Raw genomic sequence first — 19,309 nt, forward strand, 5'->3', positions numbered from 1 at the left:
GTAATGACTACCCCTTACTCTCAATTGTCTCTGGCCCCCTCGCTGGCCAAAGCCGTGGCCGAAATGGGCTACGAAAACATGACGCCCATCCAGGCACAAGCCATTCCCGTTGTGCTCACGGGCAAGGATGTCATGGGCGCAGCGCAAACCGGTACCGGTAAAACTGCTGCATTTTCGCTGCCGCTGCTGCAGCGTTTGCTCAAGCACGAAAACGCCTCCACCTCGCCCGCGCGCCACCCCGTGCGCGCCCTGGTGCTGTTGCCTACGCGCGAGTTGGCCGACCAGGTGGCGCAGCAGATCAAGCTGTACGCCAAGTACACCCAGCTGCGTAGCGCCGTGGTGTTTGGCGGCATGGACATGAAGCCGCAGACGGCTGAGCTGAAAAAAGGCGTTGAAGTGTTGGTGGCCACGCCGGGCCGTTTGCTCGACCACATCGAAGCCAAGACCGCCGTCCTCAACCAGGTTGAATACGTGGTGCTGGACGAGGCCGACCGCATGTTGGACATCGGCTTTCTGCCCGACCTGCAGCGCATCCTGTCCTACCTGCCCAAGCAGCGTACCACGCTGCTGTTTTCGGCCACCTTCTCGCCCGAGATCAAGCGCCTGGCGGGCAGCTATTTGCAAGATCCGGTCACCATCGAGGTGGCGCGACCCAATGAAACCGCATCCACGGTTGAGCAACGTTTTTTTGCCGCCGCTGACGACGACAAGCGTCGCGTGATCAAAAAGGTGTTGGGCGACCGTGGCTTGCAGCAGGCCTTTATTTTCAGCAACAGCAAGCTCGGTTGTGCCCGACTGGCACGTGCGCTGGAGCGTGATGGTTTCAAGACCGGCGCCTTGCACGGCGACAAGAGCCAGGACGAGCGCCTCAAGACGCTGGAGGCCTTCAAGAAAGGCGAAGTCAACCTTCTGGTGTGCACCGATGTGGCCGCGCGCGGCCTGGACATCAAGGATGTGCCGGCGGTGTTCAACTTTGATGTGCCGTTCAACGCCGAAGACTATGTGCACCGCATTGGCCGCACGGGGCGTGCCGGTGCCAGTGGCCTGGCCGTGACACTGGTGGCGCCCTCAGACAAGCGTCTCGTGGCCGAGATCGAGAAGCTGACCAAGAAAACCATCGAGGTCGAGGCTTTTGCACTTGAGGAGGAGCGCCGGGGGCGCTATGGCGATCGTTCTGAGCGTGGAGAGCGCGGCGACCGTGAGGGCGGCTATCGCCGTCGTGAGGACCGCGATCCACGCGATGTGCTCGATGCGCCCGGTGAGCGCCGCAGCGGCGGCTACCGCCCCGCAGTGGTGAGCCGCGATCCGTTTTTTGACAAGCCTTACGAGGCCAGTACGGCCGAAGTCCAGACGCCCGTCTGGGAAAAACAGGCGGCTCCAATGCCCAGCCGTTCGGGCTTGTCTGCCAACATCAAGCCCAAGCGCAAGGTGGCTGCGCTGTTCAAGTCTGGCGAATAAGCGTCTTTGCTGGTTTGCAGCCCCTGCTTGACAGGGGCTTTTACGTTTCGGGCAAAACGTATTGCGCTCGCCTGCCAGAATGACGGCCATGCAAGCCTTTGATTTTGGGATACGTTTTCGCAGGCCGCTCACACCGGTGGCGCTGGCCTGTTTTTGTGTCGGCGCCTGGGCGCAGTCCAGTACCGACCTCGGGCAGGTGGAGGTTCGTGCCGAACGTGACAACGTCAGTCGCGAGCGTGAGGAGTCGACAGCCTCCAAGATCGTGATCGGTCGTGAAGAACTGGAGCAACAGGGTGATGCGACCGTCGGCGAGGTGCTCAAGCGTCAGCCGGGGGTGACGGTCATGGGCACGCCAGGACGCGGTGGCGCGATTCGCATGCGTGGTTTGGGTGGCGGGTACACACAAATTTTGCTGGATGGCGAGCGCGTCCCGCCAGGGTTCGATGTGACATCCTTGCCGCCCAGCCAGGTGCAGCGTATCGAGATCATGCGTGCGCCAACGGCCGAAACCGGCGCTCAAGCCATTGCAGGCACCATCAACATCGTGTTGCGTGAAGCGCGCAAAGCCAGCCCTGACGAGCTCAATCTGGCTCACAACCAGGAACACGGCCAAGGCAGTCAGCAATTGCAGTGGGTTCACCCCCTGCCGGATGGGCCGATGCCAGGCTCCATCACGGTCTCTGCATCGGATGGCGACCGAAGCGATGAAAGCCGTGTCTACACCTCGGGTACAGCTGGCGAGCGCTGGCGTGATGATGTGAGCACCGGCCACCGCAGAGGTCTGCATCTGAACGGGCGCTTTCAATGGAAGGGCGAGGGCGGCAAGAGCCTGACCTTGATGCCTTTTGTGGTGTATTCCGAGTCTTCCGGCCAAGGCTTCAGCACAGTCAACAATGGCGTCAGCACCGACCGTGCCACGCAAAACCGCTACAGCCATTTCGCGATGGCACGCCTCAACAGTGTGTGGAGCCAGCGTTTATCGGCCGACGACAAGCTGGAGCTGCGCTTGGGCGCTGGGCAGTCGCGCTATGCCTACCGTATGGATCAGACGGGAGGCAGTACCTTGCTGCCGAACGTCACGCTGGATCAGGATTTTCTGGACCAAAGCGCCAACCTTAGCGGCAAGTGGACTCGGGTGCTCGACAGCGGACATCAACTGGTCAGCGGCGTGGAGTATGAGCAGGTTCAGCGCAGCGAGGCTGGCAATACCGCTGTGGTGACCGAGGGGGGGACACTGTCAGCCCGGACCCAACGTTGGGCCTTGTATGGTCAGGATGAATTCACGATCAACCGGCAATGGTCGGCTTATGGCGGTTTGCGCTACGAGACCTTGCTGACCCAAGGCGAGGCGGGTGACAGTGGCAGCCGTAACCGCAGCAGTGTGTGGACACCTTTGTTGCATGCAGTGTTCAAGCCGAACCCGGACAAGCGTGACCAGATCCGCATGAGCCTGACGCGCAGCTACAAGACGCCGTCCATGTACAACCTGATTGGCTTGTACCAGCAAAGTACGGGCGAGAACAGCCCGACCAACCCGGACCGAAGCGGTAACCCCAGCTTGCGTCCGGAGCTGGCCACGGGGGTAGACATCACGTTTGAGCGCTATCTCGCACAAGGGGGTGTGCTCAGCGCCACCGTGTTCCGGCGCAATGTGCAGGATTTGATTCGCTACCAATTGAACGACAGCTGCGGCTTACCGCAGCAGGTGTGTGTTGTACGACCTGAAAACATAGGTAACGCCATCACTCAGGGGCTGGAGCTGGAGGCGAAGTTCCGCCTCAACCAGTGGTGGCCTCAGGCGCTGCCGGTGGACATTCGCAGCAATGTGAGTTTTTTCAACTCGCGTGTGGACGGGGTTCCGGGGCCGGACAACCGGCTGGACCGTCAGCCTGACATGACCGCCAACCTGGGTGCAGACTACCGCATGCGCAGCTGGCCGCTGACGGTGGGCGGCAACCTGAACCTGAACCCAGCCTACGGTACCCGTGTCAGTGCTGAACAGGCTGCATGGATAGGCTCCAAGCGCGTCCTGGATGTGTATGGACTGTGGCGCATCAACGAGCGCACAGGTCTGCGCTTGACGTTGTCCAATGCGCTGGGGCGTGACTATGTGAGCAGCAGCCGGTTTGACAATGGTACGGTGACCGAAGCGGCAACGACCACTGCCCCGAGCTGGCGCAGCCTGCAGCTGCGCCTGGAAATGAAGCTCTGAATCCCGTTCACGCCATGCCGTTGCGGCGGGCCAGTTCCAGGAAGAGCCCGGAATGGTCTTTGTCGGCTAGGCCGTGTTCGATGCCCTCGCTGTAGAGCTGCTCGAACAGTGTGGTGATGGGCGCCTCAAAGCCCAGCTCTTGCGCGGTGGCCAGGGCGTTGCGCATATCCTTGCGCTGCACCGTCATGCTGCCGCGGGGAGCAAAGTCCCGATCGATCATGCGCTGACCGTGCAACTCCAGGATGCGGCTTTGGGCAAAACCGCCGCCAATAGCCTCGCGCACCTTGGCCATGTCGGCGCCGCCTTTGGCGCACAGCAACAGCGCTTCGGCCACGGCACCAATGGTGATGCCCACAATCATCTGGTTGGCCAGCTTGGCCAGTTGCCCAGCGCCGTGTGGGCCTACATGTACTGTTTTGCCCAGGTGCTGCAGTACGGGTGCGGCCCGAGCCAGGTCGGTCGTTTCCCCACCGGCCATGATGGCCAGGGTGCCCGCCTCGGCGGCCACTGTACCGCCAGACACCGGTGCATCCACATGCTGCACGCCAAGCGCCTGCAGCCGGGCCGCATGGTCGCGGGCCTCGGCAGGTTTGATGGAGGCCATGTCCACCACCAAAGCACCTTGTTTCATGGCCTGTGCGGCGCCTTGGGCAAACAAAACGTCCTCGACCACCGGGCCGTTTTCGAGCAGGCTGATGACGATGTCCGCCCCGCGCACGGCGTCTTGCACCTGGGCATGAACGCTAGCGCCCAGTGTGGCCAAGGGCTGGGCTTTGGCCGGGGTGCGGTTCCAGGCGTGCACAGTGAAACCTGCCTGGCAAAGGCGCGAGGCCATGGGCAGGCCCATGCGGCCAATGCCCAGGACGGCAACGATGGGAAGGGTAGAGGAGTTCATGCGCGGATTGTCACGCGTTTTGCACAGACTTGCTGCTGGACGTGACATCATGGCAACTCTTGCAAAGGAGCCCTTCATGGCACACAAGGACGCTGCATGGCACGAGCGCATGTACAACAACCGGGCGCTGGTGCCGGACTATGCGCAGCACTTCGAGCGCTGGCGCAGCGCGTCGGCTGCGGTGCGCGCCCAGCGGCGGGTGCACCTGGATGTGGCCTATGGCACTGGCGTGAATGAAACGCTGGACATATTCCCTGCAGACCAGCCCAATGCGCCCGTGGTGGTGTTCATCCATGGCGGCTATTGGCGCAGCCTAGACAAGAGCGAGCACAGTTTTGTGGCCGAGCCCCTGTTGCAGGCCGGGGCTTGCGTGGTGGTCATCAATTACGCCTTGTGCCCTGGCACGTCGCTGCAGCCTGTGACGGTGCCTTCGATTGCCCTGCAATGTGCGCAGGCGCTGACCTGGGTGTGGCGGCACATTGGGGCCTATGGCGGGGACCGCGATCGCATCCGCTTGATGGGACATTCGGCAGGTGGGCATCTGGCCGCCATGCTGCTGTGCTGCGACTGGAAGCGACTGGGCAAGGACTTGCCCACCGGACTGGTCCAGCAGGCCTTGGCCTTGTCGGGGGTGTACGAGCTGGCGCCCTTGCGCCATGCGGCCTTTGTGCAGGCCGATCTGCGCCTGACGCTGGCCGATGCGCAGGCCTGCAGCCCCACGCGCTATGCTGCGCCCAAAAGCCGGGTCTTGCAGGCGCTGGTAGGGGGAGACGAGAGTTACGAGTTCATTCGCCAGACCCAGGCCATTGGGCAGGCCTGGGGCAGGGCGGTGGTGCCGGTGTGCGAGGCGCTGCCGGGCTTGAACCACTTCAGCATCCTCACACAGCTGGCCGAACCGGGCTCGCGCGTGCAGCGCTACGCACAGGCCCTGGCAGCCCTGTGAAGCACCTCGGCGGGTTTACATCAGCAGGTGTTCGCCCGCGTTGTCCCCGCCCAAAATGACGTAGTTGACCTTGCGGATGTCCATCAGCTTTTTGCCACCGGCGTAGCTGATCGAGCTTTGTACGTCCTGCTCCATCTCGATCAGGGTGTTGGCCAGCTTGCCTTTGACGGGCTCCAGAATGCGCTTGCCTTCGACGTGCTTGTACTCGCCTTTGTTGAAGTCGGAGGCGGAGCCGTAGTACTCCTTGAACAGCTCGCCGTTGACCTCGACCGTCTTGCCGGGCGATTCTTCGTGGCCTGCAAACAGCGAACCGATCATGACCATGCTCGCGCCAAAGCGGATGCTCTTGGCGATGTCGCCATGGCTGCGAATGCCACCGTCGGCAATGATGGGCTTGGTCGCCACGCGGGCGCACCACTTGAGGGCCGACAACTGCCAGCCGCCGGTGCCAAAACCGGTCTTGAGTTTGGTGATGCAGACCTTGCCCGGGCCCACGCCCACTTTGGTGGCGTCGGCACCCCAGTTTTCCAGGTCGATCACGGCTTCGGGCGTGGCCACGTTGCCCGCGATGATGAAGCTGCTGGGCAGCTTGGCCTTGATGTAGCCGATCATGTCGCGCACGCTGTCGGCATGGCCGTGGGCGATGTCGATGGTGATGTATTCGGGCGTCAGGCCCTCGGCGGCCAGCTGGTCCACCGTGGCGCGGTCGGGGGCTTTGACGCCCAGGGAGATGGATGCGTACACGCCCTTGGCATGCATGTCGCGCACGAGTTTGACGTTGTCGATGTCAAAGCGGTGCATGACGTAGAAGTAGCCATTTTTGGCCATCCATTCGCAGATCGACTCGTCCACCACTGTTTTCATGTTGGCCGGCACCACTGGCAGGCGGAAGGTGCGGTTGCCTAGCTGCACGCCGGCGTCGCACTCGGAACGGCTCTCCACGCGGCACTTGCGTGGCAGCAACAGGATGTTGTCGTAGTCAAAAATTTCCATGAGAAAACCAAGCTCCAGAAAAGGATCGTTGAAAGAACGAGTGAGCGCTTGGCCTGGCCGGTTTTTTGAATAAAAAAACCGGGCGCAAGAAACTTGGGCCCGGTGTCTGATTCTACCGGGTTTTGGCAGCGGCGGTTTTCTACAATGCTGCACATGCTTTTTGAAGACCTGTCCTCCCACGCCTCCCCCTTGCTTGACCAGCTCAACGAGGAGCAACGTCGCGCTGTGGCGTTGCCGCCCGAGCATGCACTGATCCTGGCGGGGGCGGGTTCGGGCAAAACGCGGGTGCTGACCACGCGCATTGCCTGGTTGTTGCAGACCTCGCAGGTGTCCCCTGGCGGCGTGCTGGCGGTGACCTTCACCAACAAGGCCGCCAAAGAAATGCAGCACCGCCTGTCGGCCATGTTGCCCCTCAATGTGCATGCCATGTGGATCGGTACGTTTCACGGCCTGTGCAACCGCTTCTTGCGGGCGCACTGCCAGCTGGCGCAGTTGCCGCAGACCTTCCAGATTCTGGACACGCAAGACCAGCTCAGCGCCATCAAACGCTTGTGCAAGCAGTTCAACGTGGATGAAGACCGTTTTCCGCCCAAGCAGCTACAGTATTTCATTGGCGGCTGCAAGGAAGAGGGCCAGCGCCCCGGCGATGTGCCGGTGCGCGACGACGAGACCCGCCGCAAGGTAGAGCTGTACCAGCTGTACGAAGAGCAATGCCAGCGCGAAGGCGTGGTTGACTTTGGCGAGTTGATGCTGCGGTCCTATGAGCTGTTAAGGGATAACCAACACGTGCGCGAGCATTACCGCCGCCGTTTTCGGCATGTGCTGGTGGACGAGTTTCAGGACACCAACAAGCTGCAATACGCCTGGCTGAAGTTGCTGGTGGGCTTGCCGTCTGAAGGCGGCACAGGCGCCATCATGGCCGTGGGTGATGACGACCAGAGCATCTACGCTTTCCGTGGGGCCCGTGTCGGCAACATGGCCGACTTTGTGCGCGAGTTCAAGGTGGAGCACCAGATCAAGCTGGAGCAAAACTACCGCAGCTACAGCAATATTCTGGATTTGGCCAACCATCTGATTGCGAACAACAAAGGTCGCCTGGGCAAGAATCTGCGCACCGACCAGGGGGCAGGCGAGCCTGTTCGCGTCATTGAGCAGGTCAGCGATTTTGCAGAAGCGCAGTGGCTGGTGGACGAGGTGCGTAACCTGGTCAATGCAGATGGTTTTGCGCGCAAGGAAATTGCCTTGCTCTACCGCAGCAATGCGCAAAGCCGGGTGCTTGAAACGGCGTTGTTCAACGCGGGGTTCCCTTACAAGGTGTATGGCGGCCTGCGCTTTTTCGAACGTGCCGAAATCAAAAACGCCCTGGCCTATTTGCGCCTGATGGAGAACCCGCACGACGACACCAGCTTTTTGCGGGTGGTCAACTTTCCGGCGCGAGGTATTGGTGCGCGCAGCATAGAGCAGTTGCAAGACGCCTCGCGTGCGGTGGGCTGCTCTCTGCACGATGGCGTGAGCGCCGTGCCAGGCAAAGCGGGTGCCAATTTGACCGCTTTTGTGGCCATGATCGATGTGCTGCGCGAGCAGTCGCAGGGCATGACGCTCAAGGAAATCATCGAGCTGGTGCTGGACAAAACCGGTTTGGTTCAGCATTACCGCACCGAAAAAGAAGGTCCAGACCGGGTGGAAAACCTGGAGGAACTGGTCAACGCAGCAGAGAGTTTTGTCACGCAAGAGGGCTTTGGCCGCAGCGCCGTGGCCCTGCCCGAGTTGTCGCAAAGCCCGGCCAGTCAGGGACTGAGCACAGATGGCACTGCGAGCGTAGCGGCGCAGTCTTCCCCCGAAGACTTTGATGCCGATGGGGTCACCATGAGTCCCCTGGCGGCTTTCTTGACGCATGCCTCATTGGAGGCGGGTGACAACCAGGCGCAAGCGGGCGATGACGCCATTCAGCTCATGACGGTACACGCCAGCAAGGGCCTGGAGTTCGATGTGGTGTTCATCACCGGGCTGGAAGAAGGCTTGTTCCCCCACGAAAACGCGATGAATGACTACGATGGGCTCGAGGAAGAGCGCCGCCTGATGTACGTGGCTATCACGCGTGCGCGCAAGCGCTTGTACCTGAGCCATTCGCAAACGCGCATGTTGCATGGCCAAACCCGCTACAACATCCGCAGCCGTTTTCTGGAAGAGTTGCCAGAGCCGTGTCTCAAATGGATCACTCCCAAAACGGGCGCTTTTGCTTCAGGCCTGGGGGGCTGGGCCAGCACCCCGTCCAGTGTGCGCCCGGCTTGGGGCAACAGCGGCTTGGGTGTGAGCACCAGCACCTATGCGGCAGCGCCTGTGCCCGTGCAAAAGGCCGAGCCCGAACACGGCATTCGCGCGGGTCTGCAGGTGTTTCACGCCAAGTTTGGCGAGGGCAAGGTGCTGTCGGTGGAGGGCTCTGGGCTCGATGCGCGTGCGCAGGTCAACTTCCCGCGCCACGGCATCAAATGGCTGGCCCTGTCAGTGGCCAAGCTCACCGTGGTGTAAGCGGCTTTCCTGCGCCGCTCAGGTGCGCAGGCAGTCGCGCACCGTGAAGGTCATGGAGGTGAAAAACATCGCTGCAGCCACCAGTATGAGGGGCAGTAGCGTGGCACCCATCAACCCGGGGTTGCCCAACAGGCTGGAGATGGACAGGGCCAACAAACCGGTACCCACAAAAATGGCCGACCAGGCCACCACGTACATGCCAAAGGCCTTGAGGTTTTTCCAGCAAGCCACCAGACTGAAGAACAGGCTTTTGACAGGCGAGACGCCATGCCAGTACACCAAGGCAGGTGCATGCCAGAACATCATGGCCAATGGAACGTACAGCAAGGTGGAGATCCACATGGCGCTTTGGAAGCTTTGACCGGTGATGATCTCGGGCGTCATTTCTGCCTGACCCAGATAAACCTTAGCAAAGTTGCCACCGTCCACCGCCATGGACAGGGCCAGCACCAGGAAAAAGCTGACCGCGTACCAGCCACCCAGCTGCAGCAAGGGCATGCGGGCTTTGGCGTCACGCAAGCCTACAAACAAGGTGGGGGGCAGAGGAAATGTGCCCTTGTCTGCTGTGTCTGCAGCGACCATCATGCCCAGGGTCAATGTGGGCAGCAGCACCAGCGCCAGTGCACCGCCGATGACAGGGACCATTGACACCATGGAAATGGCGGCCATGAGCATGAAAAACAGGCCACCCATGGCTAGAGGTTGGCGCCAGAAAGTTTTGACCCCCATCAGGGCCCATTGCCAACCGGCGCGAGCAGGAACGATATTGAGTTTCATGGCAGGACTTTACAGGTTGACCGGGTGAGCAATGCGTTGGCGCAGCACACGCTCGAAATGCGTAGGGTCATGCGGCACCAGCATGGACGCTTCGCGTGGCAGATGGTAGTCCCACAGGCGCGAAATCCAGAAGCGCAGGGCACCGGCGCGCAACTGAGCGTTGAGCAGCTTGCGTTCATGTGCGTTCAAAGGGCGCACCGCTTGGTAGGCCTCCAGCATGGCCTGCACACGGGCGCTGCCGAAAGCACCGGTGTCCAGGTCAATGCACCAGTCGTTCAGACACACAGACAAGTCGAACAGCCAGGTGTCGACACCAGCAAAGTAAAAGTCGAAAAAGCCGGTCAGGCGCTCGCCCTCGAACATCACGTTGTCGCGAAACAAGTCCGCATGCACCGGGCCACGGGGCAGGGCAGCGTAGGCCGAGCCTTCGGCAATGTGGTTCTGGTAGGCCAGCTCGCTGCTGAGCAAGGCGGACTGGTCGGCGTTCAGGTAGGGCAGCACCACGGGCACCGTCTCGTTCCACCAAGGCAAGGCGCGCAAATTGGGCTGGTGGCGGCTGTAGTCCTGCCCGGCCAGATGCATGCGTGCGAGCATGTCCCCTACGGCTGCGCAGTGCACGGCTTGCGGGGCCAGCTGGCTTTTGCCTGCCAGCTTGTTCACCACGGCAGCAGGCTTGCCGCAGACGGTATGCAACACATCGCCATCGGGGTTGGCGGCCGGGTCCGGCACAGGAATACCTGTGCCCGCCAAGTGCTTCATCAGGTACAGGTAAAACGGCAGCTGCTGATGCGTCAGCCGCTCGAACAGGGTCAGCACGTACTCGCCCCGGTCGGTCGAGACAAAGTAGTTGGTGTTTTCGATGCCGCCTTCAATACCGCGCAAAGCCGTCAGCTCGCCCAGGTTGAGCAGGTGCATCAATTCGCCCGCTTGGGCTTCGGAAACTTCGGTAAAAACCGCCATAACAAAGCAAAAAAACGCCGCAAGGCGGCAGCACAATGAAAGTGCTGATTGTAGGGCGCAGCCACAACGGGTTGACGACCGGTTTTGGGCAGGCGAGCGCACGCCCCTCGCCCTGCGGTTTTCAACGCGCCCGGGTGTGATAATGCCCCCCGAAAGTGGCCCATGCTCACGCTTGACGTGCGCAAGACGTGCGCAACAGCCCCTTGTGCCCTCCTTGAACCCCAAAACGCCATGACCACCACGCCCCACGCCCCCCACGACCTGAGCCACAGCCCCGACGCCCTGGCCCAGCGCCGCGCCGAACTCCTGGCCTTGCTGAGCCAGACCGCGCCCGAGGTGCTGAGCGATCACCAGCAAATCAACGTGGACAAGCTCAAGGCGCTGCTGGGCGAAGAGCACATTGCGGGCGACGAACACTATGAACTGAGCTGGGCGGGCAAGTCAGCCGCCCGCCGCGAGATCCAGAAAGCCAGCAGCCACACCCTGCTGCCCGACGCCAACAACCCGGCCCAAGCCCAGCACATGCTCATCGAGGGTGAAAACCTGGAAGTGCTGCGCGTGCTGCAAAAAAGCTATTACGGCAAGGTGAAGATGATCTACATCGACCCGCCCTACAACACCGGCAACGACAGCTTTGTGTACCCCGACGATTATTCTGAAACGCTGGAGGAATACCAAAAGCGCACCGGCGAGAAAAATGAAGCGGGCTATATGAACAAGCAAAGCCTGTGGAAAAAGAACAGCAAGGAAAGCGGCCAATACCACAGCGCCTGGCTGTCCATGATGTACCCGCGTTTGTATTTGGCACGGAATCTGTTGCGTGACGACGGGGTGATTTTCATCAGCATTGACGACAACGAAGCTGCGAATTTGAAGTTGCTTTGTGATGAGGTTTTTGGTGCCGAGAATTTTGTCGCGAATTTTGTTTGGGAGAAAAGAACAAATCGAGAAAATAGAAAAGCAATATCTTCAAGACATGATCATGTGATTTGTTATGCCAAAGATTTTTCCAATCCAAGCAGATCAATAAAACAAATTCCAATGACTGAAAAAGCTTTGGCAAATTATAAAAATCCTGATGATGACCCACGTGGGTTGTGGAAATCTGACCCGGCAACCGCTCAAGCTGGGCATGGTACGAAATCACAGTTTTACGTTTTGAATGCACCAAATGGTAAAACACATTCTTTGGAAAGTGGACGATGCTGGCTATACACAAAAGAGGTGATGGAAGAGGAAATTAAAGCAGGGAAGATATGGTTCGGGCGAGATGGTAATGGCGTGCCTCGCGTTAAGACATATTTGAATGCAAAGGAAAGGGGCTTAACGCCAGAGACAATTGTCTTTGCCGCAGATGTTGGCACCAATGAAAGTGCAAAAAACAATCTGAAAGATCTTTTTGATTCTGTTTCAGCATTCGAAACACCCAAACCGGTAGACCTTGTTAAGCACTTTCTTTCTTTCGGAGGGGGTGAAGGAGTCATTCTTGATTTTTTTGCAGGCAGTGGATGCACAAAACAAGCTGTGTTGGAGTTGAACTCAGAGGATGGCGGCAACCGTCAATCCATTTCAGTCCAAATCCCCGAATTCTTGGATGCAGACAGCGAAGCCTACAAAGCCGGTTACCGCACCATCGCCGACATCACGCGCGCCCGCATCGATAAGGTGATCGACAAGCTCAAGGCCGAGCACCCGGACAAAACCGCCGACCTGGCCTGCGCGCATTTCACCCTGGCCCCGTCCAACTTTAAGGTCTGGCGCGGCGATGTGAACGACGCCCAAGCCCTGCGCGACCAGCTGGCCTTGTTTCAAAGCGCCGAAAAAACCGGGCAGGCCCGCCAAGCGGTGGACGCGCAAACTGCGATGCTGACCGAGCTGCTGCTCAAGCACGGCCTGGGTGCTTTGGGCGTGCACGCGATAGCCAAGCCCTTGCAGGTGGCGGGTGTGACGGTGCACCGCGTGCTGGCGCATGACGACAAGCCCATGTGGCTGTGCTTTGAGCCTTACACCGAAGCTTTGAGAGACGAAATCGTCCGCGCCCGCCCGGCGCAGGTGGTGATGCTCAACTCCTGCTTTGTGGGCCAAGACGGACATGGGGCCGACGAGCAATTGTCGAATCTGCAGCTGGAGCTGGCCGGGCTGAACATTGGCCTGACGGTGATTTGAGGGGGTGCCCCATGGCCAAGAAGCAGCAAGCGGTTTCCTTTGTTCGCTCGTCAGCGGCGGAGTACCTGACTTTTGTGGCGGCCACGGGGGCGCAGGAAACCAGTGTGGAGATGCGCTACGAGAACGAGAACATTTGGCTCACACAAAAGATGATGGCGACGCTCTACGACGTGGATGTGCGCACCATCAATGAGCATCTGAAAAAGCTATTCGACGACGGTGAGTTGACGGACGAGGAGGCAACTGTCCGGAATTTCCGGATAGTTCAGGCTGAGGGAGGGCGGCAGGTTGCGCGGGATACCAAGCACTACAACCTGCAAGCCATCATTGCGGTGGGTTTCAAGGTGAACAATCCGCGGGCGGTGCAGTTTCGCAAATGGGCCAGCCAGATCGTCAAGGACTACACCATCCAGGGCTGGACCATGGATGTGGAGCGCTTGAAAAAAGGCCACCTGTTTACCGACGAGTATTTTGAGCGGCAGCAAGCCGTCATCCGCGAGATTCGTCTGTCGGAGCGCAAGTTCTACCAAAAGGTGACCGACCTGTACGCCACGGCGTTTGACTACGACAGCAGCGCCCAGACCACGCGAGAGTTTTTTGCACTGGTGCAAAACAAGTTGCACTGGGCGGTGCATCGGCACACAGCGGCCGAGGTGATTGTGGCGCGGGCCAATGCCGACAAGCCGCAGATGGGGCTGACTTCTTGGGAGTCTGCACCGCAGGGCAAGATCGTCAAAACCGACGTGTCCGTGGCCAAGAACTACCTGAACGCCGACGAGCTGGCGTATCTGGAGCGCATCGTCTCGCTGTACCTTGACTTTGGGGAGCTGCAGGCGATGCGCAAAATCCCGATGTCGATGGCCGACTGGGCCAAACGGCTGGATGGCTTTCTGGAGTTCAATGGCAGCGAAATTTTGACCGGCCCCGGCAAGATTTCGCACGAGCAGGCCAAATTGCACGCCGAAACCGAATTTGAAAAATACCGCATCGTGCAAGACCGCTTGTTTGAAAGCGACTTTGACCGCTTGTTCAAAGATGCCCAAGCGATGCAGCTCGGTGCACAAGACAACAAGGACGCCACATGACGATGAAACTGCAATTTGCCCACCAGGACTACCAAAAACGCGCTGTGGATGCGGTGGTCAAGGTGTTTGACGGGCAACCGCTGGCCAAGAGCGACTTTGCCCTGACCGGACAACACGGAAGCGTGACCCATGCAGCCGATGGCAGCATAGGCAACGGGTTGAAACTGTCTGACGAGCAAGTGTTGGCCAATGTGCAAAAGGTGCAAAAGGCCAATGACTTGCCCATCTCCGACAAGCTCGTGGCTTCGGTATCGGACGCATGGGGTGCTAACAAGGAAGCGTTTTGCCAACTGAATTTCAGCATTGAGATGGAAACCGGTACGGGCAAAACCTACACCTTCATCAAGACCATGTATGAATTGAACAAGGTGTATGGTTTCAAGAAGTTTGTGGTGGTGGTGCCCAGCGTGGCCATTCGCGAAGGCACGATGAAAAACCTGGAAATCACCCGCAGCCACTTTGCCGCCGACTATGCGAACGTGCCGTGTGTGCCGATTCTGTACAACGGCGACAAGCTCACCGAGCTGCGCCACTTTGCCCAGAGCGATGCGCTGAGCGTGCTGGTGATCAACATCGACAGCTTCACCAAAGACAACAACAAGATCAAGCAAAAGGGCGAGCGGGCGTTTGCGCCCATCGAATACATCCAATCGGTCAACCCGATCATGATCGTGGACGAGCCGCAGAATTTCGAGACAGATGTGCGCCGCCGTGCTTTGATGGACCTGAACCCGTTGTGCACCCTGCGCTATTCGGCCACCCACAAGAACCCCTACAACCTGCTGTATTCGCTCAACCCGGTGCAGGCTTATGACTTGGGGCTGGTCAAGCAGATTGAGGTGGATGGCGTGCTGGCCGACGAGGACCACAACGTAGCGTTTGTGGAGTTGGTCAGCATCGACGCCAAGGCCAAGGGCATCACGGCCAAGGTGCGGATGGATGTGAACGACAAAACCGGCCCCAAGCGCAAGGAGCTGACGCTCAAGCTGGGCGAGGATTTGTTCAAAAAGTCGGCTGGCCGCGATGTGTACCTGGATGGCTACATCCTCAACGAGATTCGTGCCGACGAGGGTGAGATTGAGTTTTCGGGCGGGCGGGTGCTGCGTGTGAACCAGGCGCAAGGCGGCCTGGCCGATGACGTGATGAAGTTCCAGATCGAGCGAACGGTGGCCGCGCACTTTGCCAAGCTGAAAAATGTGCAACCGATTGGCGTGAAGGTGCTGAGCTTGTTCTTCATTGACAAGGTGGCCAACTACCGCGCTTTTGACGAAGAGGGCAACCGGGTGGCGGGCAAGTTCGAGGTCTGGTTTGAAGAGGCGTTCAACAAATACGCCAACATGCCCAAATACCGTGGGCTGATTGCGCATGCCGCCAGTGCGGTGCATGACGGCTATTTTTCGGGCGACAAAAAGGGCAAGGGCGCCAAGGCCAAAACGGTGTGGGTCGATACCTCCGGCACGGTGGCCAAGGACGACAGCACTTACCAGCTGATCATGAAAGAAAAAGAGCGGCTGCTGAGTGCTGACGAACCGCTGCAGTTCATCTTCAGCCACTCGGCGCTGCGCGAAGGCTGGGACAACCCCAACGTGTTCCAGATTTGCACCCTCAATGAAACCAAGAGCGCCATGAAAAAGCGCCAAGAAATTGGCCGGGGCCTGCGCCTGTGCGTGGACAAAGACGGTGAACGCGTGCACGACAAGCGTGTGAATGTGTTGACGCTCATCCCGAACGAAAGCTATGAAGCCTTTGCCAAGGCATTGCAGCAAGAGATTGAGGAGGAAACTGGAGTGAGCTTTGACAAGCGCATCAAAAACGCCCGAGCCAAGGCACGCATTCAGCGCAAGGCGCTCAATGCCGAAGAAGAAGCACTGTTTCAGGCGATCTGGAGCAAGATCAGTTACCAGACCCGCTACAGCGTGCGGCTGGACACGCCCCGGTTGATTGCTGAGTGCGTGAAAGCGCTGGGTGACCTGAACCAATATCCCAAGGTCAAGCCGCCCAAGATTCGCGCCGACAAGGGCAAAATCATCATGGGCGCAGATGGGGTGCAGGGCATTCACACGGCGACCAACAACACAGACGCTGCGTTGAACGGCACCACGGTGCCTGATGTGTATGCCTACATCCAGAACCGGGTGCATTTGTCGCGAATGACGCTGTTTGCCATTTTGGACGGATCGGGCCGCATGGATGAGTTACTGGTGAATGCACAGGCGTTTTTGGAACTGGCCATTTCAGTCATTCGCATCTGCCTGCAAACGCTGATGGTCGAGGGCATCGAGTACCACACCATCAATGGCCGTCGCTACGAGATGAGTCTGTTCAACGAAGAGCTGGAAACCTACCTGAGCAGCGTGTACCCTCCTGCCCAGAACGACATGACCACGCCCATTGAAAAAACCCTGCTGCAAGCCCAGCAGCTGGACGAGCAAAAAGCGCCTGTTGGCGAAGCGTTTTCATGTGTGCTGAGTGACAGCGACACCGAGAGCCAGTTTGCCCACGACTGCACGGTGGATGAACGGGTGAGGTTCTTCTTCAAGCTGCCGGGCAAGTTCAAGATCCCGACCCCGCTGGGCACCTACAACCCGGATTGGGCGGTGGTACTGGAGAACGACAGCCGGGTTTACTTTGTGGCAGAAACCAAGTCCACCACGGTCAGGGCGCAGCGTCGACCCGCTGAGAATTTGAAAATTGACTGTGGTCGTAAACATTTCGAGTTGGTCGATGGTGTGACGTTCAGGGATGTGACGGATTTGGAGGGCCTACTACGTGTCCAATGAAGTGAGTGATCAAGCCATGTTGCTGTTGGTTGACGGCTCCAGCTACCTGTACCGGGCCTTTCATGCCATGCCCGACTTGCGGGCGGTGCCGGGCGACCCCAGCAGCCCCGCCACTGGTGCCATTCGCGGCATGATTAACATGATGGAGCGGCTGCGCAAGGATTTTCCGGCGCCGCTGGCCGCCTGCGTGTTTGACGCCAAAGGCCCCACCTTCCGCGACGAGATGTATCCCGAGTACAAGGCCCACCGCAGCCCCATGCCCGACGATTTGCGTGCGCAGATTGAGCCCATCCACGAGCTGGTGCGTTTGATGGGCTGGACGGTGTTGGACGTGCCTGGGGTGGAGGCCGACGATGTGATCGCCACATTGGCGCACACCGCGGCGCAGCAGGGTGTGCGGGTGGTGGTCTCCAGCGGCGACAAGGACCTGAGCCAGCTGGTCAATGAACACGTCACCATCGTGGACACCATGAACGGCAAGGTGCGCGATGTGGCGGGCGTGACGGCCGAGTTCGGCGTGCCGCCTGCGCTGATGATCGACTTCCAGACCCTGGTGGGTGACCCGGTGGACAACGTGCCGGGCGTGCACAAGGTGGGGCCGAAGACGGCTGCAAAGTGGCTGCTGGAATATGGCTCTCTGGACGCGCTGGTTGCGCGTGCAGGCGAAGTCAAAGGTGCGGCAGGTGAGAACCTGCGCAACGCGCTGGACTGGCTGCCCAAGGGCCGCGCCTTGGTGACCATGAAGACCGATTGCGACCTGAGTGCCTGGGTGCCGGGCTTGCCTGCGCTGGATGCGCTGCACCTGCATGCGCCCAACGAGGATAAATTGCGCAGCTTTTACGAGACCTATGGCTTCCGCTCGCTGGCCGCCAAGGCCGGCGGTTCAGTGCCGCCGGTGCCCCGCGCTGCTGAGGTCATGGGTGACCTGTTTGGAGAAGTGCCTGCGGCCGAACCGGCACCGGTTAGCCGCGTGCAGGGACCGGTGAACTACACCACCATCACAGACTGGGGGGCGTTTGATCAGTGGCTCGCCCGCATCGAAGCCGCCGATCTCACGGCACTCGACACCGAAACCACTTCGCTCGACGAGATGCGGGCCGAGATCGTGGGCATTTCGCTGTCGGTCAAGCCGGGCGAGGCCGCCTACATTCCACTGGCGCACAACGGGCCGGACGCGCCCGAGCAGCTGCCGCTGGCCGATGTGCTCACCAAGCTCAAGCCCTGGCTCGAAAACCCGGCGTGTCACAAGCTGGGCCAGCACGTCAAATACGACCGCCATGTGTTTGCCAACCACGGCATCGAGGTGCGCGGCTATGTGCACGACACCATGCTGCAAAGCTATGTGCTCGAAGTGCACAAGCCGCATGGCCTGGCCAGCCTGGCCGAGCGGCACCTGGGCCGCAAGGGCATCAACTACGAAGACCTGTGTGGTAAGGGCGCGCACCAGATCCCGTTTGCGCAGGTGGATGTGGCCAAGGCTGCTGAGTATTCGTGCGAAGACTCGGACCAGTGCCTGGACGTGCACCTGACGCTGTGGCCGCAGATCGAAGCGAACGCTGGGCTCAAGCGCATTTACGAGTTGGAGATCGCCACCAGCGAGGCGCTGTTTCGTATCGAGCGCAACGGTGTGCTGATCGACGCGCCCACGCTGGCCGCGCAAAGCCAGGCTTTGGGCGAGCGCATCGTGCAGCTGGAGCAGGAGGCCTACGAGATCGCTGGTCAGCCTTTCAACTTGGCCAGCCCCAAGCAACTGGGCGCAATTTTCTTTGACAAGCTGGGTTTGCCCGTCATCAAGAAAACCGCCACCGGCGCGCGCAGCACCGACGAAGAAGTGCTCGAAAAACTGGCCGAAGACTACCCGCTGCCCGCCCGCATTCTGGAGCACCGCAGCCTGTCCAAGCTTAAAGGCACCTACACCGACAAACTGGCGCAGATGGCCTTGCCCCGCACGGGCCGGGTGCACACGCACTATGCGCAGGCGGTGGCCGTCACGGGTCGTCTGTCGAGCAACGACCCGAATTTGCAGAACATCCCGATCCGCACCACCGAGGGCCGCAAGGTGCGCGAGGCCTTTGTGGCGCCAGCGGGCTGTGTGATCGCTAGCGCCGACTACAGCCAGATCGAGCTGCGCATCATGGCGCACCTGAGCGGTGACGAGGCACTCTTGCGCGCCTTTCATGAAGGCATGGACGTGCACAAGGCCACGGCGGCCGAGGTGTTTGGCCTCACGCCCGATCAGGTGTCGAGCGAACAGCGCCGCTATGCCAAGACCATCAACTTCGGTCTGATTTACGGCATGAGCGCGTTTGGTTTGGCCAAGGCCTTGGGCATCGACAACACGGCGGCCAAGAACTACATCACCCGCTATTTCGAGCGTTTCGCGGGCGTCAAGCGTTACATGGACGAGACGCGTGAGCAGGCCAAGGCGCAGGGTTATGTGGAAACCGTGTTCGGCCGGCGCTTGATGCTCCCTGAGATCAACAGTCCCAATGGCCCGCGCCGCGCCGGGGC

At 59.9% G+C, this 19,309-nt stretch carries 12 protein-coding genes; 8 read left to right on the forward strand and 4 right to left on the reverse strand.

Annotation, left to right across the window (positions count from 1 at the left end; translation table 11 throughout):
• The first annotated feature begins 3 nt into the window (after window positions 1-3).
• Both AAFM15_RS08205 and AAFM15_RS08210 read left to right on the forward strand, forming a co-directional pair.
• Complete coding sequence (locus tag AAFM15_RS08205; RefSeq protein ID WP_341686227.1) at window positions 4-1,458, forward strand: DEAD/DEAH box helicase; 1,455 nt, start codon at window positions 4-6, stop codon at window positions 1,456-1,458.
• 88 nt (window positions 1,459-1,546) lie between these two features.
• Entirely contained in the window at window positions 1,547-3,670 is a 2,124-nt protein-coding gene (locus tag AAFM15_RS08210) for a TonB-dependent receptor (protein ID WP_341686228.1), read from the forward strand.
• 7 nt (window positions 3,671-3,677) lie between these two features.
• On the opposite strand, the gene AAFM15_RS08215 is transcribed toward AAFM15_RS08210, so the two are convergent.
• Window positions 3,678-4,565 (reverse strand): NAD(P)-dependent oxidoreductase, encoded by an 888-nt coding sequence (locus tag AAFM15_RS08215; RefSeq protein WP_341686229.1) that lies wholly within the window; start codon window positions 4,563-4,565, stop codon window positions 3,678-3,680.
• A 76-nt stretch (window positions 4,566-4,641) separates the two neighbouring features.
• Between AAFM15_RS08215 and AAFM15_RS08220 the strand changes: the two genes are divergently transcribed.
• A complete protein-coding gene (locus AAFM15_RS08220) occupies window positions 4,642-5,508 on the forward strand; it encodes an alpha/beta hydrolase (protein WP_341686230.1) in 867 nt (288 codons plus the stop codon).
• Window positions 5,509-5,523: 15 nt separating this feature from the next.
• On the opposite strand, the gene AAFM15_RS08225 is transcribed toward AAFM15_RS08220, so the two are convergent.
• A complete protein-coding gene (locus AAFM15_RS08225) occupies window positions 5,524-6,501 on the reverse strand; it encodes a GMP reductase (protein ID WP_341686231.1) in 978 nt (325 codons plus the stop codon).
• A gap of 153 nt (window positions 6,502-6,654) precedes the next feature.
• Between AAFM15_RS08225 and AAFM15_RS08230 the strand changes: the two genes are divergently transcribed.
• The gene (locus AAFM15_RS08230) at window positions 6,655-9,030 is read left to right on the forward strand and encodes a UvrD-helicase domain-containing protein (RefSeq protein WP_341686232.1); all 2,376 of its coding nucleotides are present in this window, start codon (window positions 6,655-6,657) and stop codon (window positions 9,028-9,030) included.
• 18 nt (window positions 9,031-9,048) lie between these two features.
• Here the strand turns inward: AAFM15_RS08230 and AAFM15_RS08235 are convergent, their stop codons facing one another.
• On the reverse strand, window positions 9,049-9,807 hold the full coding sequence (locus tag AAFM15_RS08235) for a BPSS1780 family membrane protein (RefSeq protein ID WP_341686233.1): 759 nt from the start codon (window positions 9,805-9,807) through the stop codon (window positions 9,049-9,051).
• Window positions 9,808-9,816: 9 nt separating this feature from the next.
• Entirely contained in the window at window positions 9,817-10,767 is a 951-nt protein-coding gene (locus tag AAFM15_RS08240) for a homoserine kinase (RefSeq protein WP_341686234.1), read from the reverse strand.
• A 162-nt stretch (window positions 10,768-10,929) separates the two neighbouring features.
• On the opposite strand from AAFM15_RS08240, the gene AAFM15_RS08245 reads away from it, so the two are divergent.
• The 4 genes from AAFM15_RS08245 to polA all read left to right on the forward strand — a co-directional run.
• Complete coding sequence (locus AAFM15_RS08245) at window positions 10,930-12,933, forward strand: site-specific DNA-methyltransferase (protein WP_341686235.1); 2,004 nt, start codon at window positions 10,930-10,932, stop codon at window positions 12,931-12,933.
• An 11-nt stretch (window positions 12,934-12,944) separates the two neighbouring features.
• Window positions 12,945-14,018: a virulence RhuM family protein gene (locus AAFM15_RS08250; protein ID WP_341686236.1), complete on the forward strand. Its 1,074-nt coding sequence runs from the start codon at window positions 12,945-12,947 to the stop codon at window positions 14,016-14,018.
• Entirely contained in the window at window positions 14,015-16,798 is a 2,784-nt protein-coding gene (locus tag AAFM15_RS08255; RefSeq protein WP_341686237.1) for a DEAD/DEAH box helicase family protein, read from the forward strand. Before AAFM15_RS08250 ends, AAFM15_RS08255 begins: the two co-directional genes overlap by 4 nt.
• Window positions 16,799-16,814: 16 nt before the next feature.
• Window positions 16,815-19,309 (forward strand): DNA polymerase I (polA, locus tag AAFM15_RS08260; RefSeq protein WP_341686257.1); only part of this gene is annotated, 2,495 nt, incomplete at its 3' end.

It is taken from the genome of Limnohabitans sp., from assembly GCF_038134685.1.
GTDB lineage: Bacteria > Pseudomonadota > Gammaproteobacteria > Burkholderiales > Burkholderiaceae_C > Limnohabitans_A.